This is a genomic window from Streptomyces fildesensis (genome assembly GCF_016107395.1).
GTDB classification, from domain to species: domain Bacteria; phylum Actinomycetota; class Actinomycetes; order Streptomycetales; family Streptomycetaceae; genus Actinacidiphila; species Actinacidiphila fildesensis.
On the sequence record NZ_JAAIKO010000017.1, the window covers coordinates 104,117 to 120,225 of the forward strand.

At 69.4% G+C, this 16,109-nt stretch carries 12 protein-coding genes; 4 read left to right on the forward strand and 8 right to left on the reverse strand.

Annotated features, from left to right (window positions below):
• Nucleotides 1-122 precede the first annotated feature (122 nt).
• Both C6N31_RS22705 and C6N31_RS22710 read right to left on the reverse strand, forming a co-directional pair.
• Entirely contained in the window at nt 123-1,727 is a 1,605-nt protein-coding gene (locus C6N31_RS22705) for a glycerol-3-phosphate dehydrogenase/oxidase (RefSeq protein ID WP_198358055.1), read from the reverse strand.
• On the reverse strand, nt 1,724-2,323 hold the full coding sequence (locus C6N31_RS22710) for a TetR/AcrR family transcriptional regulator (protein ID WP_138355491.1): 600 nt from the start codon (nt 2,321-2,323) through the stop codon (nt 1,724-1,726). The genes C6N31_RS22705 and C6N31_RS22710 overlap by 4 nt, the downstream gene beginning before the upstream one ends.
• Before the next feature lie 74 nt (nt 2,324-2,397).
• Between C6N31_RS22710 and C6N31_RS22715 the strand changes: the two genes are divergently transcribed.
• Both C6N31_RS22715 and C6N31_RS22720 read left to right on the forward strand, forming a co-directional pair.
• Nucleotides 2,398-3,993: an FAD-binding oxidoreductase gene (locus C6N31_RS22715; RefSeq protein WP_198358070.1), complete on the forward strand. Its 1,596-nt coding sequence runs from the start codon at nt 2,398-2,400 to the stop codon at nt 3,991-3,993.
• Nucleotides 3,994-4,024: 31 nt separating this feature from the next.
• Nucleotides 4,025-4,906, forward strand: a complete 882-nt coding sequence (locus tag C6N31_RS22720; RefSeq protein WP_198358056.1) for a YegS/Rv2252/BmrU family lipid kinase — start codon at nt 4,025-4,027, stop codon at nt 4,904-4,906.
• 122 nt (nt 4,907-5,028) lie between these two features.
• Here the strand turns inward: C6N31_RS22720 and C6N31_RS22725 are convergent, their stop codons facing one another.
• Both C6N31_RS22725 and C6N31_RS22730 read right to left on the reverse strand, forming a co-directional pair.
• Complete coding sequence (locus C6N31_RS22725) at nt 5,029-5,577, reverse strand: putative glycolipid-binding domain-containing protein (protein ID WP_198358057.1); 549 nt, start codon at nt 5,575-5,577, stop codon at nt 5,029-5,031.
• Entirely contained in the window at nt 5,574-6,317 is a 744-nt protein-coding gene (locus C6N31_RS22730) for a TetR/AcrR family transcriptional regulator (RefSeq protein ID WP_138355494.1), read from the reverse strand. The genes C6N31_RS22725 and C6N31_RS22730 overlap by 4 nt, the downstream gene beginning before the upstream one ends.
• Before the next feature lie 102 nt (nt 6,318-6,419).
• Here C6N31_RS22730 and C6N31_RS22735 point away from each other — a divergent pair, with 102 nt between their 5' ends.
• Nucleotides 6,420-7,904 (forward strand): APC family permease, encoded by a 1,485-nt coding sequence (locus C6N31_RS22735; protein WP_198358058.1) that lies wholly within the window; start codon nt 6,420-6,422, stop codon nt 7,902-7,904.
• A gap of 59 nt (nt 7,905-7,963) precedes the next feature.
• Nucleotides 7,964-9,610 (forward strand): amidohydrolase, encoded by a 1,647-nt coding sequence (locus tag C6N31_RS22740; RefSeq protein WP_198358059.1) that lies wholly within the window; start codon nt 7,964-7,966, stop codon nt 9,608-9,610.
• 55 nt (nt 9,611-9,665) lie between these two features.
• Here the strand turns inward: C6N31_RS22740 and C6N31_RS22745 are convergent, their stop codons facing one another.
• The 4 genes from C6N31_RS22745 to C6N31_RS22760 all read right to left on the reverse strand — a co-directional run bounded on the left by C6N31_RS22745 (nt 9,666) and on the right by C6N31_RS22760 (nt 15,934).
• On the reverse strand, nt 9,666-10,580 hold the full coding sequence (locus C6N31_RS22745) for a carbohydrate ABC transporter permease (RefSeq protein ID WP_138355497.1): 915 nt from the start codon (nt 10,578-10,580) through the stop codon (nt 9,666-9,668).
• Nucleotides 10,577-11,560, reverse strand: a complete 984-nt coding sequence (locus tag C6N31_RS22750) for a carbohydrate ABC transporter permease (RefSeq protein ID WP_138355498.1) — start codon at nt 11,558-11,560, stop codon at nt 10,577-10,579. Before C6N31_RS22750 ends, C6N31_RS22745 begins: the two co-directional genes overlap by 4 nt.
• Entirely contained in the window at nt 11,557-12,825 is a 1,269-nt protein-coding gene (locus tag C6N31_RS22755; RefSeq protein ID WP_232485512.1) for an ABC transporter substrate-binding protein, read from the reverse strand. Before C6N31_RS22755 ends, C6N31_RS22750 begins: the two co-directional genes overlap by 4 nt.
• Nucleotides 12,826-13,711: 886 nt before the next feature.
• A complete protein-coding gene (locus C6N31_RS22760; RefSeq protein WP_198358060.1) occupies nt 13,712-15,934 on the reverse strand; it encodes an RICIN domain-containing protein in 2,223 nt (740 codons plus the stop codon).
• Between the last annotated feature and the right edge of the window lie 175 nt (nt 15,935-16,109).

Here is a 16,109-nt window from a genome sequence, read left to right on the forward strand (position 1 = left end):
CTTGTGTGATCGACTGGTACCTCATAGTAGTCGCCACGAATTGGCCGGACGCATCCCCCGCGTGCTCGCCCGTCCACGACGCCTGCGCGTGAGTCCACGCCCAGGCCCGTGGTGACCGACCCTCAGGTGGAGAGCCGATCCGACGCGTTGCCCCTGGCGAGTGCTTCGTTCGCCGCGCCCACGGCCGCCTCCCGGTCGGCAGGAACCAGGCCGGTGCGAGTACGGCGATCCAGGAGGTCGGACGCGTCCAGTGCTCCTTCGTGGAGCACCGCCCAGACCAACTCGGCTGCTGTGACGGTGTGGCCGGGGGCGACGGGGGTGCGGAGTTCGGGTTCAGCGGCGCCCAGGGCGTGGACCGCCGGTGCCTCGATTCCGTAGCGCTCGATCAGGCGGGCGGGGGCGTCGAGCGTCGTCAGGGTTCGCGGCGGCGCCGCTCCGACCAGCGGAATGGATGCGGTGCGGCACGGTCCGGCGGCGAGGCGGCGGGTGGTGACGGCGGCGTCCACCGCGTCCTGGGCCATCCGCCGGTACGTGGTGAGCTTGCCGCCGACGATCGTCGTGACGCCCTGGGGCGAGGTCAGCACCGCGTGTCGGCGGGAGATGTCGGCGGTGCGATCCGGTCCGTGGGAGCCCGGCTCCGAGGTGGTGATGTCGAGCAGCGGACGCAGGCCGGCGAACGCGCCCACGACATGCGTACGGTCGAGGGACACCTCGAGAGCTGATCCCAGGACGTCGAGCAGGAAGCCGACGTCCGTCTCGGGCACGTCCGGGACATCCGGGACCGGTCCCTCGATGGGCTCGTCGGTCAGTCCGACGTAGACGCGTCCGTCGCCCTGCGGCAGCACGAGGGCGAAGCGGTTGCTCTCGCCGGGAATCGGGATGTGCATCCCGGCGGTCATCATGCCGAGGTCCTGGGATCGCAGCACGAGATGGGTTCCGCGGGACGGGCGCAGTCGTACCTCCTCGACGAGACCGCCTGCCCATACTCCTGCCGCGTTGATCACGGCGCGGGCCCGTATCTGCGTTTCCTCACCGGTCAGTTCGTCCCGCACCCTGGCTCCGGCGCCGGTGAGCTCCAGCGCACGGACACGGGTCAGGATCCTTGCGCCGCGGGTCGCGGCGGTGCGGGCGAGAGCGGTCACCAACCGGGCGTCGTCGCTCAGTTGGCCGTCCCAGGACAGGAGTCCGCCCCGCAGCCCGGACTGGCGCAGAGCGGGGGCGAGATGCCGGGTCTCCACCGCGGACAGATGGCGGGGGGCGGGCAGGGCGCGGCGGGAGGTGCCGGCCGATGCGCGGAGCAGGTCACCCGCTCTGAATCCGGCCCAGGTCAGTGCGGCCTGCTGCCGTGTGACCAACGGTGTCAGCGGCAGAACGAAGGGCTGGGCATGGACGAGGTGCGGGGCGGTGCGCTCCATCAGCACCCCCCGCTCGACCGCGCTTTCGTAGGCCACGTCCAGCTGGCCGGAGGCGAGGTAGCGCAGGCCGCCGTGGATCAGCTTCGAGCTCCACCGGGATGTCCCGAAAGCGAGGTCGTGGGCGTCGATCGCGGCCACCGACAGGCCGCGGGACGCTGCGTCGAGGGCGACGCCGGCGCCGGTCGCACCGAGCCCGACGACCAGGACGTCGACTTTCATGCCGTCGGCGACCTCGGCCAGTTCCCGGGACCGGCGCCCGGCGTTCAGGGAGGAGGAGGCTCGGGCCGGACGGGGCAGCGGGTGGGAGCTCATGGCGTGAGGGTCCTCTCCAGGATCGTCCGCAGTTCATCGTCGAAAGCTGCCGCGGTCAGGTCGGGGTCGGTCTCGTCGGACATCGTGCGCAACGAAAGCGTGAAGGCCTGGGCGATGAGCAGCAGGGAACGGGCCTGCCGGACCGGGTGGTCCGCACGGACCGATCCGTCGGCGTGCCCTTCCCGCAGGGCCGCGACGAGGAGCTCCAGCAGTGCGTCCTGACTGGCCCCCCGGCGGTCGAGCACATACGGGAGCAGCAGTTCGGGATCGACGTCGATGATCTTGTGGAAGAGCGGATGGGCGCGGAACGCCCGTACGCCGGCCGTCAGGCCGTCGACCAGCCGCACGAGGGTGGGAGCCGAGGGGTCGTGCCCGGGCAGGGCGTCCGTTGCGACGGCGACCCACTCGCGGGTCATCAGGTCGCCCACGAGTGTCCGTACGTCCGGCCACTTGCGGTACAGCGTCATACGCGAGACCCCGGCACGCCGGGCCACGTCGGTCAGGGTGGTCCGGCGAACGCCGACGGCCAGAACGCAGTCGCGTGCCGCGTCGAGTACAGCGCTGCTGTCCGAGTGCTTGTGACGAATGGGCGTCATCTGTCACAGTGTAATGCCAGCGGGGGCCGAGGAACACAGCGCCCGCGGATCCGATCGGTAAGGAAGCACTGATGGTGGACATGTTGTGGAGTGGCTGGGGCGACCCGGCCAAGGCGGCACCGCTGCCCGACTCAGCGCTCGGCCTGCTGCGAGACCTGCTCGGCGTCAAGCCCCGAAGCGCCGAGGCAACCGTGCTCGGCGACATCGTCGTGCCGGAGTCCGGCCTCGGTGCCGAGGCCCGCCGGGCTCTCGCCGACTGCCTCGGCGACCCGGCCCAGCTGCGGACCGACGCGGAGACCCGGATCCGGCACACCCGTGGCAAGTCCACCCCCGACCTCCTGCGGATCCGCGCCGGCGAGGTCGACGACCTACCGGATGCCGTGCTGCTGCCGGGATCCCACCAGGACGTCCTCGACGTTCTGCGGGTCTGCGCCGAGCACGGCGTGGCGGTGGTCCCCTTCGGCGGCGGCACATCGGTGGTCGGTGGACTTGCTCCCACCGGACCGGGCCCCTTCGTCGCGCTGGACCTGCGCCGCCTGGACAGCCTGGTCTCCGTCGACGAGGTCTCCCGCACCGCGACCCTGCAGTCCGGGCTCCGCGCACCGCAGGCGGAGGCACTGCTCGCCGCACACGGCTTCACCCTGGGGCATTTCCCGCAGTCCTACGAGTGGGCGACCATCGGTGGATTCGCCGCGGCCCGCTCCAGCGGGCAGGCGTCGGCCGGCTACGGCCGGTTCGACGAGATGGTGCTGGGCCTGACGGTGGCCACGCCTGAAGGCACCCTGGAAGTGGGCCGTGCGCCCCGGTCCGCCGCCGGCCCGGACCTCCGCCAGCTGATCCTGGGTTCCGAGGGCGCGTTCGGCGTCATCACCTCGGTGACCGTACGCATCCGACCGGTCCCCGTGGTCAAGGTGTACGAGGGCTGGAGATTCGCCACCTTCGAGGCGGGCGCAACCGCACTGCGCCGACTCGCCCAGGACGGCCCGCTGCCCACCGTGCTGCGCCTCTCGGACGAGACGGAGACGCTGGTCGGACTGGCTCAGCCGGACAGCATCGGCGGACAGCCGGCCGCCCCCCAGCCCGCCGGCGTCATGGCCGTCGCCGGGTACGAGGGCACCGCCGAGGACACGGAGAACAGGCGCGCCCAGGCAGCCGCCGTCCTGCGCTCCTGCGGAGGCGAACTCGTGGACGCGGCCGGCGAGAAGTGGGCCCATGGCCGCTACTCCGCGCCCTACCTCCGCGACTCGCTGCTCGACGCGGGTGCGTTCGCCGAGACCCTGGAGACCGCGGCCTTCTGGTCCCGCATCCCGGCCCTCTACGAAGCCGTGCGCAAGGCGCTCAACGACACCCTGACCGCGGCGGGAACCCCGCCGCTCGTCATGTGCCACATCTCCCACGTCTACGAGACCGGCGCGTCCCTCTACTTCACCGTGGTCTCGGCCCAGGGCGAGGATCCGGTCGCCCACTGGGCACCGGCCAAGCGCGCCGCCAACGACGCCATCCTCACGGCCGGCGGCACCATCACTCACCACCACGGCGTGGGGACCGATCATCGCGACTGGTACACCCAGGAGATCGGCCCGCTCGGGGTGCACGTCCTGCAGGCCGTCAAGGCGGCCCTCGACCCCGCGGGCATCCTCAACCCCGGCATCCTGCTTCCCATCCGCTGACTGGTCACTCATGCCTTTCGGAGGCACTCTCATGCGACAGTTCACAGCGGTCGTCAACCCCACCGCCGGGGGCGCCACCGGAACAGCAGCCCTGCTCCCGCTGGCCCGCCTGCTCCGGCAAGCGGGAGCGCAGCTCGACACGCAGTACAGCCACAGCTTGGAACACGCGCGGGAAATCGCGCTGAAGGCAGCCGAGCAGGGGCACATCGTCCTCGCCGTCGGCGGCGACGGAATAGTGGGCTGCGTCGGCGGCGCCCTCAGCGGCACCGACGCCGTCCTCGGAATCGTCCCCGCCGGCCGCGGAAACGACTTCGCACGAGCCCTCGGTCTTCCCAACGAGCCCCCGGCGCTGGCCAAACTGCTCCTGAAGGGCACACCGCGCCGCATCGACACGATCGCGGTCGAGTCGGCGGCCCACACCAGAACCGTCGTCCTGGGCAGCGTCTACGCGGGCGTCGACGCGCTGGCCAACCGTCACGCCAACACCTCACGCCTCCTGCGGGGTTCCGCCTCCTACTACGCGGGCGGCCTGCGCGCGGTGGCCACCTGGTGGGCTGCCGACTTCAGCATCACCGTGGACGGCGTCTCCCGCGAGCGACGCGGCTACACGGTCGTGGCGGCCAACTCCGCCTACTACGGCTTCGGCCGCCTCATCGCCCCGGACGCGAGCCTCGACGATGGGCTGCTGGACGTCGTCATCATCCGCGAAGCGCCCAAGCGCCTCTTCTTCACCATCATGAACGAACTGAAGACCGGCGCGCACATCAACCGCCCCGAGATCGAGGTCCTCCGTGGCAAGGAAGTCCGCATCGTGGCGGACCGCGAGATCCCCTACGGCGCGGACGGCGAGGTCGATAACATCCTCCCCATGACGGCAAGGGTTCAGCCCGGGGCGCTTCGCGTCCTGTGCTGATGCGTCGCTGACGCACCGTGCGGGGCGCTCGCACCGATGCGTTCGGCCGGGGCCGGTACGGCCCCGGCCGAACGCATCGGCGATCTCCTGCGATCCAGGGCGGTCGGCGGAGCAGGAGGCACTCACCTGCGCTGAGCCAAACCCGGGTACGTGACGACGAGACCGTCGGCGTCCAGAGTGAGATCCGCCCGGTACGTGCCCGAGGCGTAGCGCACGCGGTTCGCGCCGAGGTGGGTGTAGGTCTGTCGGTTGGGCTGGACCGTGAGGTCCGGGACGCGGATCCAGGCCATCAGGAAGTCCTGCTCGCCCGGGACGCGGTGCAGGGCATGGCGCAGCACCGGCATGGTGTTGGTCAGCGGGGACAGGCCGAGGTCGCAGTCGAGCGCGCTGCCCAGGTCGGGCGCCGGTTCACCGTTCACCGTCCATCGTCCGTCCTGGGTGCGACGCAGGTCCAACTCGACGGTCCTGCTCGCCATTTCGGAGGTGGCCCGCAGTCGGCGGGTCACGAAGTCTTCCGTGGTGTCGAGTTCGTACGTGATCCAGTAGGGCTCGGGCACTGTGCCGACCACGCGGCCACGTGCCCGCAGTGAGGTGTCGTCGACCTCGATCCACGCTGTCTCGTAACCGTCGCTCTCGCTGACCGCCCAGGTCAGGACATGAGATGTGGTCATCGTTCCATGCTAGCGAGAGGCGGTGACGGCCTGCCGGTCGTCAGGGTGTCGAGGCGGGCCGCTGCCGCGTCCAGGACGAGGTCCAGGGTTTTGGTGTAGGCGCTGCGGCCCATTTCGGCCTGCAGCAGGCGCGTGGTGGCGGCGATGTGGGGGTGGGTGGTGCTCGGCAGGGAGGCGTAGGTCCGCTCCCAGACCTGCCGCTCGGCCTCCCGGGCCTGCGGCGGGAGCGCGGCGCTGGCGGCGTCCAGGGCCGCGTAGGCCAGGCCTGTGTCGACGAAGGTGTGGTACATCCGGACCGCCTCGGGGTCCGGGAAACCGCCGCGGCGCAGTACGCCCAGGATCGACTCGATGGCGAAGGCCTCGTGCGGCCGTCCGGTGACCCGGTAGGCCGCCAGCATCGCGGCCTGCGGGTGCTCGAGATAGGCGGAGTGGATCCGCAGGCCCAGTTCGCGCAGGTCGGCGCGCCAGTCGCCGACCGGGGCCCAGCCGGCGAAGGCCTGGCCGATCAGCTCGTCGGCGACGGCGAGCAGCAGGTCGTCGGTGTTGCGGAAGTACCGGTAGAGCGCGCTGGGGTCCGCGCCCAGTGCCGCGCCCAGCCGCCGTACGGTCAGCGCGGCCGATCCGTGCTGGCGGATCAGCCGCAGCGCGGTCTCGACGATCAGTGCTTCGGACAGCACCGTGCCCTGCTTCGTGGGGCGGCGGCGCGGCCGCGCGGTCCCGGGGATCTGCCGGTCGGTCATGGCCGGAGCTTATGTCAACACCATTGACGTGTTAAGAGCCCGCAGGATTGCATGTCGCTCCAACCCAGTCCCGAGCGAAGCGGTGGCCCGATGGCAACAGACATGAGACGGTCGCTCGGCGTACTGGACGGCGTGGTCATCGCCGCGTCCACCACCGCCGCGACCACCAGCATCGGCCTCGGGATGGGGCTGCTCACCGGGATCGTCGGCTTGCATCTGCCGATCATCATGCTGCTCGCCTTCCTGCCGATCCTGGGGATCGCCGCGGCCTACTCCCGGCTCAACCGGGTCGAGCCCAACTGCGGCAACAGCTACGTCTGGGTCGGCCGCTCGGTCAGCCCCTGGCTGGGGTTCCTCTCCGGCTGGGTGAACGTCGTCGGAACCGTCGTCTTCCTCGCCTACACCACGACCGTGACCGGATCGGCCCTGATCCAGCTCGCCGGCCAGGCGGGACTGCACCGCCTGGCCGGACTGACCCTGAATCCCGACAGCACGCTGCAATCGACGCTGCTCGGGATGACGGTGCTGGTGGCCGCCACGCTCGCCGCCGTCACCGGGGCCGACGTCGCCGCGCGCTTGCAGCGCTATCTCCTGGGCTTCGAGTACTTGGTGCTGCTGGGCTTCTGCGGGTACGGCCTCTTCGCCGGCACCCAGCCGTTCAGCCTCGACTGGTTCAACCCCTTCACGATCCCCTCGCTCGCCGCGCTGGCCCAGGGCATGGTGGTGGCGGTGTTCTGCTACTGGGGCTTCGACGCCGCCTTCAGCGTCAGCGAGGAGGTGCGCGACCCGCGTGACGCCTCCCGCAGCGGCCTGATCACGGTGTTCACCATGCTCGGTCTGTTCCTTCTCGGCGCGGTGGCCTTCCAGCGGGTCCTCTCCTCCGGCCAGCTCGTCGACAACGGTGCGCAGGGGCTGACCTACTTCGGCAACCAGCTGGCCCACCAGCCGCTCGCGGCACTGCCCCTGGTCGCGCTGACCTTCTCCGCCGTGGCCTCGCTGCAGGCCGGAGTGATCCCCACGGTGCGCGGGCTGTTCGCCATGGGCCGCGACCGCACCGTCGGCCCGGTCTGGACCCGCATCCACCCGAAGTACGGGACGCCCGCGGCGGGAACGCTGCTCCTCGGTGCGATCGCCGCCGTGGTCGCGGCGCTCTCCCTGGTCATCCCGAAGGTCAGCGAGCTGATCAGCGCCTCGGTCAGTGCCATCGGCATCGTCGTCGCGCTCTCCTACGGTCTGACCGCCGTCGCCGCCGCCGTGCGCTTCCGCGGGCTGCTGCGCAACACCCTCTGGGAGGGCGTGCGGGCGGTCGTGCTGCCGGTGCTCAGCGCACTGGTCCTGTTCGCCCTCGCCGGGTACATGTGCTGGGGGTACGCCACCTCAGCCGACCACTTCGCACTGCGGGCGGACAACGGCTGGTTCCTGCTGCAGATGCCGGTGCTGATGATCCTCTCCGGGCTGCTGGTCGCCGGCTGGGCCAAGTGGGGCCGCAAGTCGCCCTACTTCGCCGCCGGCCAGGCCACCGATGCCGGCGCGGCGGACCTGCTCTCCGCCGAGCCCACCACCGTCCCAACCTCCGCGACCATCTGAACCACCCACCCGACGACCTGACGCCCTCCGCCCCACCGAAACGACATATGGAGCAGTCCATGACCCACGCCGCAGACCTCGTCTTCACCGGCGGCCCCGCCCTCACCACGGATCCGGCCCGCAGCCGCGCCACGACCGTGGCCGTCCGCGGCGGGCGCATCGTCGCCGTCGGGCACGACGAAGTGCGCGAACTGGTCGGTCCGAAGACCGAGGTGGTGGACCTCGCCGGGCGGCTGCTGATCCCCGGTTTCCAGGACGCCCACGTCCACGCGGTCTACGCGGGCGTCGAGCTGGGCGAGTGCGATCTGACGGGCACCACCAGCCTTGCCGAGTACCAGCGCCGGATCGCGGCCTACGCCGAGGCGTACCCGGAGCGAGAATGGATCACCGGCAGCGGCTGGTCCCTGGAGAGTTTCGAGGGCGGGGTGCCGACCCGCCACCTCATCGACGCCGTCGTCGCCGACCGGCCGGTGTTCCTCTTCAACCGCGACCATCACGGTGCGTGGGCCAACACCCGCGCCCTGGAGCTCGCCGGGCTCACCGCCGACAGCGCCGACCCCTCCGACGGCCGGATCGAGCGCGAGGCCGACGGCGCCCCCGGCGGCATGCTGCAGGAGGGGGCGACCGGGCTCGTCGCGCGCCTGGTCCCGAAGACCACCGCGGCCGACCGCCTCGCCGGACTGCTCCGCGCCCAGCAGGTGCTGCACGGCCTCGGCATCACCAGTTGGCAGGACGCCATCCTCGGCGTCTTCAACGGTCAGCCCGACCCCTCCGACGCCTACTTCACCGCCGCCGCCGACGGCCGTCTCACCGCCCGCGTCAACGGCGCCCTGTGGTGGGACCGCTCACGCGGCGCGGAGCAGATCGCCGAGCTGGTCGAGCGTCGCGAGCAGCTGCGTGCCGGGCGCTTCAGGGCCGATTCGGTGAAGATCATGCTGGACGGCATCACCGAGAACTTCACGGCCGCGATGACGGCGCCCTATCTGGACTCCTGCGGCTGCGCCACCGCCAACAGCGGCCTCAGCTTCGTCGACCCGGCGGCGCTGCGCGACCATGTCGTGGAGCTGGACGCCCTGGGCTTCCAGGTCCACTTCCACGCGTTGGGCGACCGCGCCGTGCGCGAGGCGCTGGACGCCGTCGAGGCGGCCCTCGCCGCCAACGGCCGCCGCGACAACCGGCACCACCTCGCCCATCTGCAGGTGGTCCACCCCGACGACGTCCCGCGCTTCGCCCGCCTCGGCGCGGTCGCCAACCTGCAGCCGCTCTGGGCCACCCACGAACCGCAGATGGACGAGCTCACCATCCCGTTCCTGGGAGGTGAACTGGCCTCCTGGCAGTACCCGTTCGGCGACCTGCTGCGGGCCGGTGCCACGCTGGCGGCCGGCAGCGACTGGCCGGTGAGCAGCCCCGACCCGATGCAGGGCATCCATGTCGCGGTCAACCGCGTCGGCCACGGCGAGGACCGCCCGGCCTTCCTGCCCGGGCAGCGTCTCGACCTGGGCACCGCGCTGACGGCGTACACAGCGGGTTCCGCCTACGTGAACCACCTGGACGACACGGGCACGATCCGCGTCGGCGCGCTGGCCGACCTGGTGGTCCTGGACCGTGATCCCTTCGACGGCCCGCCGGAGGCCATCGGTGACACCACCGTGGCACTGACCTATGTCGGCGGCGAGCGCGTCCACGCGGCGCCGAACGCCCGCTGACGGACCGACGGCCGGGTGACCGGCCGTCTTTCGGGGAGCACTTGCGGTGCTGCGCTCAGCCCTTGCTCGATCCCAGGGACAGGCCCGCGATGAACTGCTTCTGCAGCAGGACGTAGACCACCAGGGTGGGCACGGCCGCGATCAGTGCCGCGGCCGCGATCAGGTTCTGATCGCTGACGAACTGGCCCTGCAGGTTGGCCAGTGCGGAGGTGACCGGTCGTTTGTCACCCGACGACATCAGGGTGATCGCCCAGAAGAAGTCGTTGTAGATCCAGGTGGTCAGCAAGGTGGCGAGGGCTGCCAGCGCGGGGCGGCACAGCGGCACGGTGAGCTTCCAGAACCGGGTCCACAGGCCGGCGCCGTCGACCAGCGCCGCCTCGTACATCTCCTCCGGGATCGACTTCATGTAGTTGCTCAGCACGAAGACGCAGAAGCCCTGCTGGAACGCCACGTTGATGAGGATCAGGCCGAAGGCCGAGTTGTACAGCAGACCGCTCTCGCTGAGGAATTCCGGCAGCGGGACCTTCAGGAAGAGCCGGTACAGGGGGGTGATGATGACCTGCTGCGGGAGCAGGTTTCCCGCGGTGAACAGGATGAGCAGGGCGACGTTCAGCTTCACGTTGACCCGGGTCAGTATGAAGGCGACCCCGGTGGAGAGCGCGAGGGCGACCACCACCGCCGGAACCGTGATCAGCACCGAGTTCAGGAAGTAGTGCAGCATGTCCGACTGCGTCCACGCCTGCGAGAAGTTCTTCAGCGTGAGGTGGTGCGGCAGTGAGACATAGCCGTACTTCTGCGTCTCGGCGTACGGCCGCAGCGCGATGTACAGGGCGAACAGTATCGGGAGCAGCCACAGCACCGAGGCGCTGACGAGGAACAGCTGAGCGCTGACCTGCCCCCAGGGGCGGGACTTCGGCCGTTCGCCGGAGCTCTGCTGCGCTGTGACGCGGGGCAGGGTGTCGGTGGTCATGGGGTGTCCTCACGGCGGAACGTCTGGAACAGGAAGATGCTGATCGGGACCAGTGAGATCACCAGGAGCACCACGCCCAGCGCCGATCCGAAGCCCACCCGCTGGGTCTCGCCGACGATGTTGGAGGTGACCAGCACCGAGAGCAGTTCCAGGCCGTTGATTCCCTTGTTGGTGATGTAGACGAGGTCGAACGCGCGCAGCGACTCGATGACGGTGACGACCATGATGACGATGTTGATCGGCTTCATCACCGGGAAGACCACGCGCCAGAACGTCTGCCAGGCGTTGGCCCCGTCGACCTTGGCGGCCTCCCGCAGCGTCGGGTCCACCGCCTTGAGTCCGGCGAGGTACAGGACCATCACATAGCCGGACTGACGCCACGTCGCCTCGACCAGGACGGCCCAGAGGTTGAGGTGTGGATCGCCGAGCCAGTCGATGGCGTTGCTGTCGCCGTTGCGTCCGATGACCGTGTTGATCAGCCCGAAGTTCTGGGAGTACATGAACTCCCAGATGATGCCGATCAGCGCGAGGGAGAGCATCACGGGGAGGAAGAGGATGCTCTGGTACATCCGGCTGCCCTTGATGCCGTAGTCGATGACGACGGCGAACAGCATGCCCAGCGGGGTCGCGAAGAGGATGAAGACGGCCAGCCAGATGAGGTTGTGCTGGACGGCGGGCCAGAACTCGGGGTAGATCGTGGCGGCCTGGTGGTAGTTCTGCACCCCGTACAGGCAGCCGTTGTTCATGATCGAGGGCACGTTGGGCAGGCACGACTTGGTGCCGAGGCTGCCGACGCCGTTCCACTTGGTGAACGACAGCAGGACGGTGCCCAGTGCCGGGAACCAGATGAAGACCAGTTCTATCAGCAGCGGGATGCCGAGGAGCAGTGCGACGACGAGCTTGTCGCGTCCGGAGAGTTTGCGCACGCCGCCCCGGCGGCGCTGCTTCGCCGCCGGGGGTCGCGCTTGGGTGGTCGTCATGAGGTGTAGATGGCCTTTGCCTGGCTCTCCGCGCTCTTCTGCAACGAGGCGATGTTGCCGGAACTCGGGTCGGCGATGAACTTCTGGATGATGGAGATCATCGCGTTGGACATGGCGGGGTCCGCGTCGCGGTCCATGTACTGGGCGACGGCCTTGCACTTGGCGATCTCGGCGACCGACTTCGTCTGGATCGCGTTGTAGGACGGCACCTTCAGTCCGGTGGCCAGGCCGACGTCCCACTGGTCGGTCTTGAGGAACTCGGCTTCGGCCGCGCCGGTGCCGATGTACTCCAGGATCTTCTTGGCGGCGACGGTGTTCTTGGCCTTCTTGCTGAGCATGAAGCCGTCGGTGGGCGCGTCCATGTAGTCCGTGCCGTAGGCCGGGTTGATCTCGGGGAAGACGAAGAAGTCCAGGTCGTCGAGGTTCGCCTTGTCGGTGACGTACTGCGCGGCGACCTGGTTGGTGCCCTGGAACATCATGCCGGCCTGCTTGGTCTCCAGGGCCTTGGCGGCGTCCTGCCAGATCCGGCCGTTGGCGCCGCTCTGTACGTACGGCATGAGCTGGGCCCAGTGATCGAACACCTGGGTCACCCCCGGGTCGGTCCAGGGGATCTCGTGCTTCATCAGCTTCATGTGGTAGTCGTAGCCGTTGATCCTCATGTTGAGGATGTCGAAGGTGCCCAGCGCGGGCCAGCCGTCCTTGTCGGCGAAGGCGATCGGGATCATGCCGTCGGTCTTCATCTTCTTGGCCAGGGCGAGGTACTGGTCCCAGTTGGTGGGGACGGTGTAGCCCTTCGCGCTGAACACGCTCTTGTTGTAGAAGACCACCCAGGGGTAGTTGTACATCGGCACCAGGTACTGGTGGCCGTCCAGACCGGTCGACAGCTTCTTGGCGGCGGGGCCGAAGTTGCCGCCGATCTTCTCCCAGACGTCGTCGATCGGCAGCGCGAGGCCCTGGGCCGCGAAGTACTGCATGCGGTAGCCGGCGAACCAGGTGAACAGGTCGTCCGGCGTGCCCTGCAGATAGCTGGTGATGTTGGTCTGGAAGGTGTTGTGGTCGACCGTGTTGATCTTGATCGGTGAACCGGACGCCTTGGTGGCCGCGCCCGCCAGCGCCGCGAACGCGGTCTTCGCTGCGGGGTCCGAGTAGTTGGAGCCGAAGGTCACCTGACCCCCGGCCGAACCGCTGTCGCTCGGTGTGGACGAGGAGCTGTCACAGGCCGAGAGCAGTCCGCCCGCGACGGAGAGACCTGCGATGCCGGCCATTCCCCTGAGCAGGGTGCGGCGACTCGGCGATGACCCCGGATTGTTGCTGCCCGGCGAGCCGACATCCGACATGGTGCCTCCATGGGTGGTCTGTGGTCTGTGGTCTGTGGTCTGCGGTCTGCTGTGGTCTGCGGTCACGATGCGGTGCATGGGATGCGGTGCGGCGAAGAGACGGAAGGGGGGTCCCGCTGGGGACCTCCTAGCACCTGATGGTTTCGAACAAAATTCAACAGGATTAACCGGGACCTCGCTCGCAGGGGTAGTTCTACGCCCCCTTACCCAGGGGCGTCAACGCTCCGACCCGGTGGTGTTGTGGGACCGTGATGTAGCGGTACGAGCCGCTCCGGACTGCGGAAATCGACATCCGGCCTTCCCCGGAGCACTCACGGGGGACGGGAAAGGGGGTCAGGACACGCCCTGACCGGTCAAACAAGTTCACATACGTTGCTTCAAGATGCACCATGGATCGCGGTCGCCACCCCTGGGCATCCGGGCCGGCCAGGGCGCACGGCCGATGTGTCGAGGCCGGACCCGTCTTCCGCCGACGTTCCGGGAGGGCGATCCGGCCTTCCTCAGGAGCGGGCCATCGTTGCGTTCGTCCGTTACCCAAGGGCGTCACGCCGAGCACGACCCCCGGCACGGAGCCGGCCGCCGGATGCGGCACCCCGGAGGGCACGCCGACGGCACCTCGGCCCCGGTCCGCGCCGCCGCCACCCGTGGAGAGCCCGCACCGGGCCGGGACCCCCGGCTTCCGCCCTCGGCGCCGCCCGTTGAGTTCCGCAGCATTTTGTTGGAACATGAGCAAAGCGCACCCGATCGGTGGTACCGATCGGGTGCGCTTCCCTGGCTCAGTGCGATGCCGGCCGATGGCCGACTCGGTGCGGGGTCAGGCGATGGTCCAGTGCTGCCGCGGCAGATCGGTGTCCGTCTGCTGGGTGACCGTGCCACCGTCGGAGGTCGACGAGGTCGTCAGCAGGAGTCCGCTGTGGACGTTGGTGATCGTGTAGGCGCCGGACGCCAGCTTCGTCACCCGCCACTTCTGGTTGGCACCGCCGGTGCAGGTCCACTGGACCACTGCCGTGCCCGGTGCGGTGGCGCCTCCGTCATCGTCGGCGCACAGGTTGGAGTGGGCGTTGACGAGGGTGTAGGAGCCGTCGGACTGCTGGGTGAAGACCCAGTTCTGGTTCTTGCCGCCGTTCAGCGACCAGGTGTCGAGCTGGACGCCGGGCTCCGTGTGCCAGTCGGGATCATCGAGAGCCTTGCCGGACACGGAGATCGTGTGCGTGCCGTTCAGGTTGCTCGCGGCCGCGGTGGCGGTCAGGGTCAGGGCCTGCTCGGCGGCGGTACGGGAGCCGCCGACCGGGTTGCCCGTGCCGTTGGTCCAGGTGCGGGCCGGGGTGGTCTCGGCGAGCCGGCCGGTGTCGGACGACATGCCGAGGACGAGACCGCTGTACCGGTTGACGATGCGGTATGTGCCGGTCTGCGCGCCCGCGGAGTTCACGTTCTTGATGAGGAACCACTGCTGGCCGACGGTGGGACCGCCGGACCCCACCGTGGTGGCGGTCGGCTTGGTGGCCCAGGCACGGTTGGCCGTCGCAGCGGAGTTCACCCCGAGCAGTTGGCCGGTGGCGGCGTTGGTGATGCGGTAGGAGCCGTCGCCGTTGCCGGTGAAGCTCCACGATTCGAGACTTGACCCGGTCGCGGCCGTGACCGAGGTGGTGGCCGAGCTGCCGGTGGCCTGGGCGAGGACGCGGCCGGACCCGCTGCCGATCGTGTAGGTCTTCGCCGGGTCGACCGGTGACGGTGCCGGGGCGGACGAGTCGATCGTGAGGTTGACGTACTCGCCGGAAGCGCCGCCGGAGCATCCGAAGGAGCAGTACGAGCGGAAGTTCTTGCCGACGATCGTCGAACTGGTCCTGTTCGCGCTGTCCAGGAACCACCGGTACCACGAGGCGGTGTGGTGGCTGCCGGTGTCGCCGATCAGCGTCCACTTCTGGGTGGAGAGGTCGTCGGTGGCGTAGATCTGCTGTGGGGCGTTGCCACTCTGGTCGACCGCCTGCGGTTCACCGATGTACAGGCCCAGATAGGCGTTGTAGGTGATGTCCATGACGAACAGCGGCGAGGTCGGCGGCATCTTGCCTGCCGCGACCTGCTGGTCCACGGTGCCGGTGTTGGCCGGATCGTACTCGGCCGACGCGGGGGTGTATCCGGTGCCGCCGGCGGAGGTCACCGGCACCTCGTTGCTCTCCAGGCCGCCCTGTCCGGGCTGCGACCAGGAGCCGTTGTACCACTTCTGCCAGGAGCCGGGCGCCATCTTGGACGAGATGGGAGCGCGGGCGGCATGGGCGTAGAACGCCTTCCAGCCGCCGTTCTTGTCCACGATGCGCGAGCCGTAGGTGATGTAGAAGTAGCCGGACGCCGTGTCGACGAAGAGCCGCTGGTCGCCGTCACCGTAGTCGTACGTCTGGTTCGGGAAGGCCGTGGTGTCGGCCCGTGCGGTGCTGTACGGCGAGGTGATCGCGTGGCCCAGGATGTTCCAGACCTTGCCCTGGTTCGTCGAGCGCGCGTAGTCGATCGCGTCGTAGTGCAGGCCGTCGCCGAACGGCTGCGGGGTGAACTCGTTGTGCACCAGGCCGTACCAGTCACCGGTGTCCGGATCGACCCACACCCCGGTCAGGTCGCAGTAGTTCTTCTGCGCGTACCCCGAGCCCGAGGGCGCGGCGGTCGCCGTCACTCCGGTCGGGCTGTTGTTGCAGCGCCAGGTCGTGTCGTTGTTCTTGTCGCTGGAGTTGGCCGGGTTCACCGCGTTGCTGATAGCACTCGACCGCGAGGCGTCGTCGAAGTTCGTACCGGTGAAGAAGTCCCAGTAGCGGGGGTCCGTGGCACCGTACAGGGCGGCGGACTGCTGGAAGTAGAACGCGCCGTCCTTGTCGATGTAGGGGACCGCGGAGGTGTCGGTCGGATGGGCGTAGGAGGCCTTCGAGCCGACGGAGACCGTGTACGTGGCGCCGGGCGGGAGCGCCGACGCCGTTCCCGGTGCGAGCAGGCCGGCGGTGAGCAGCGGGAGGGTCACGGCGAGCGCCGCGAGGACTCTTCGGGGACGGGACACAGATAGTCCTTTCCGTCCGGGTGTGCTGGTCCGGCGGTGGGGGCCGGATCAGGGCAAGCGGGGGGTCGCCCTGATCCCACCGCCTGCGCGAGCCGGAGTACATGTGTTTTTGTTCGCCTCCACTTGGGTTTTCCTCACCGGGTGGGCCCCGTTCATCACGGAATGCCCCAGCACG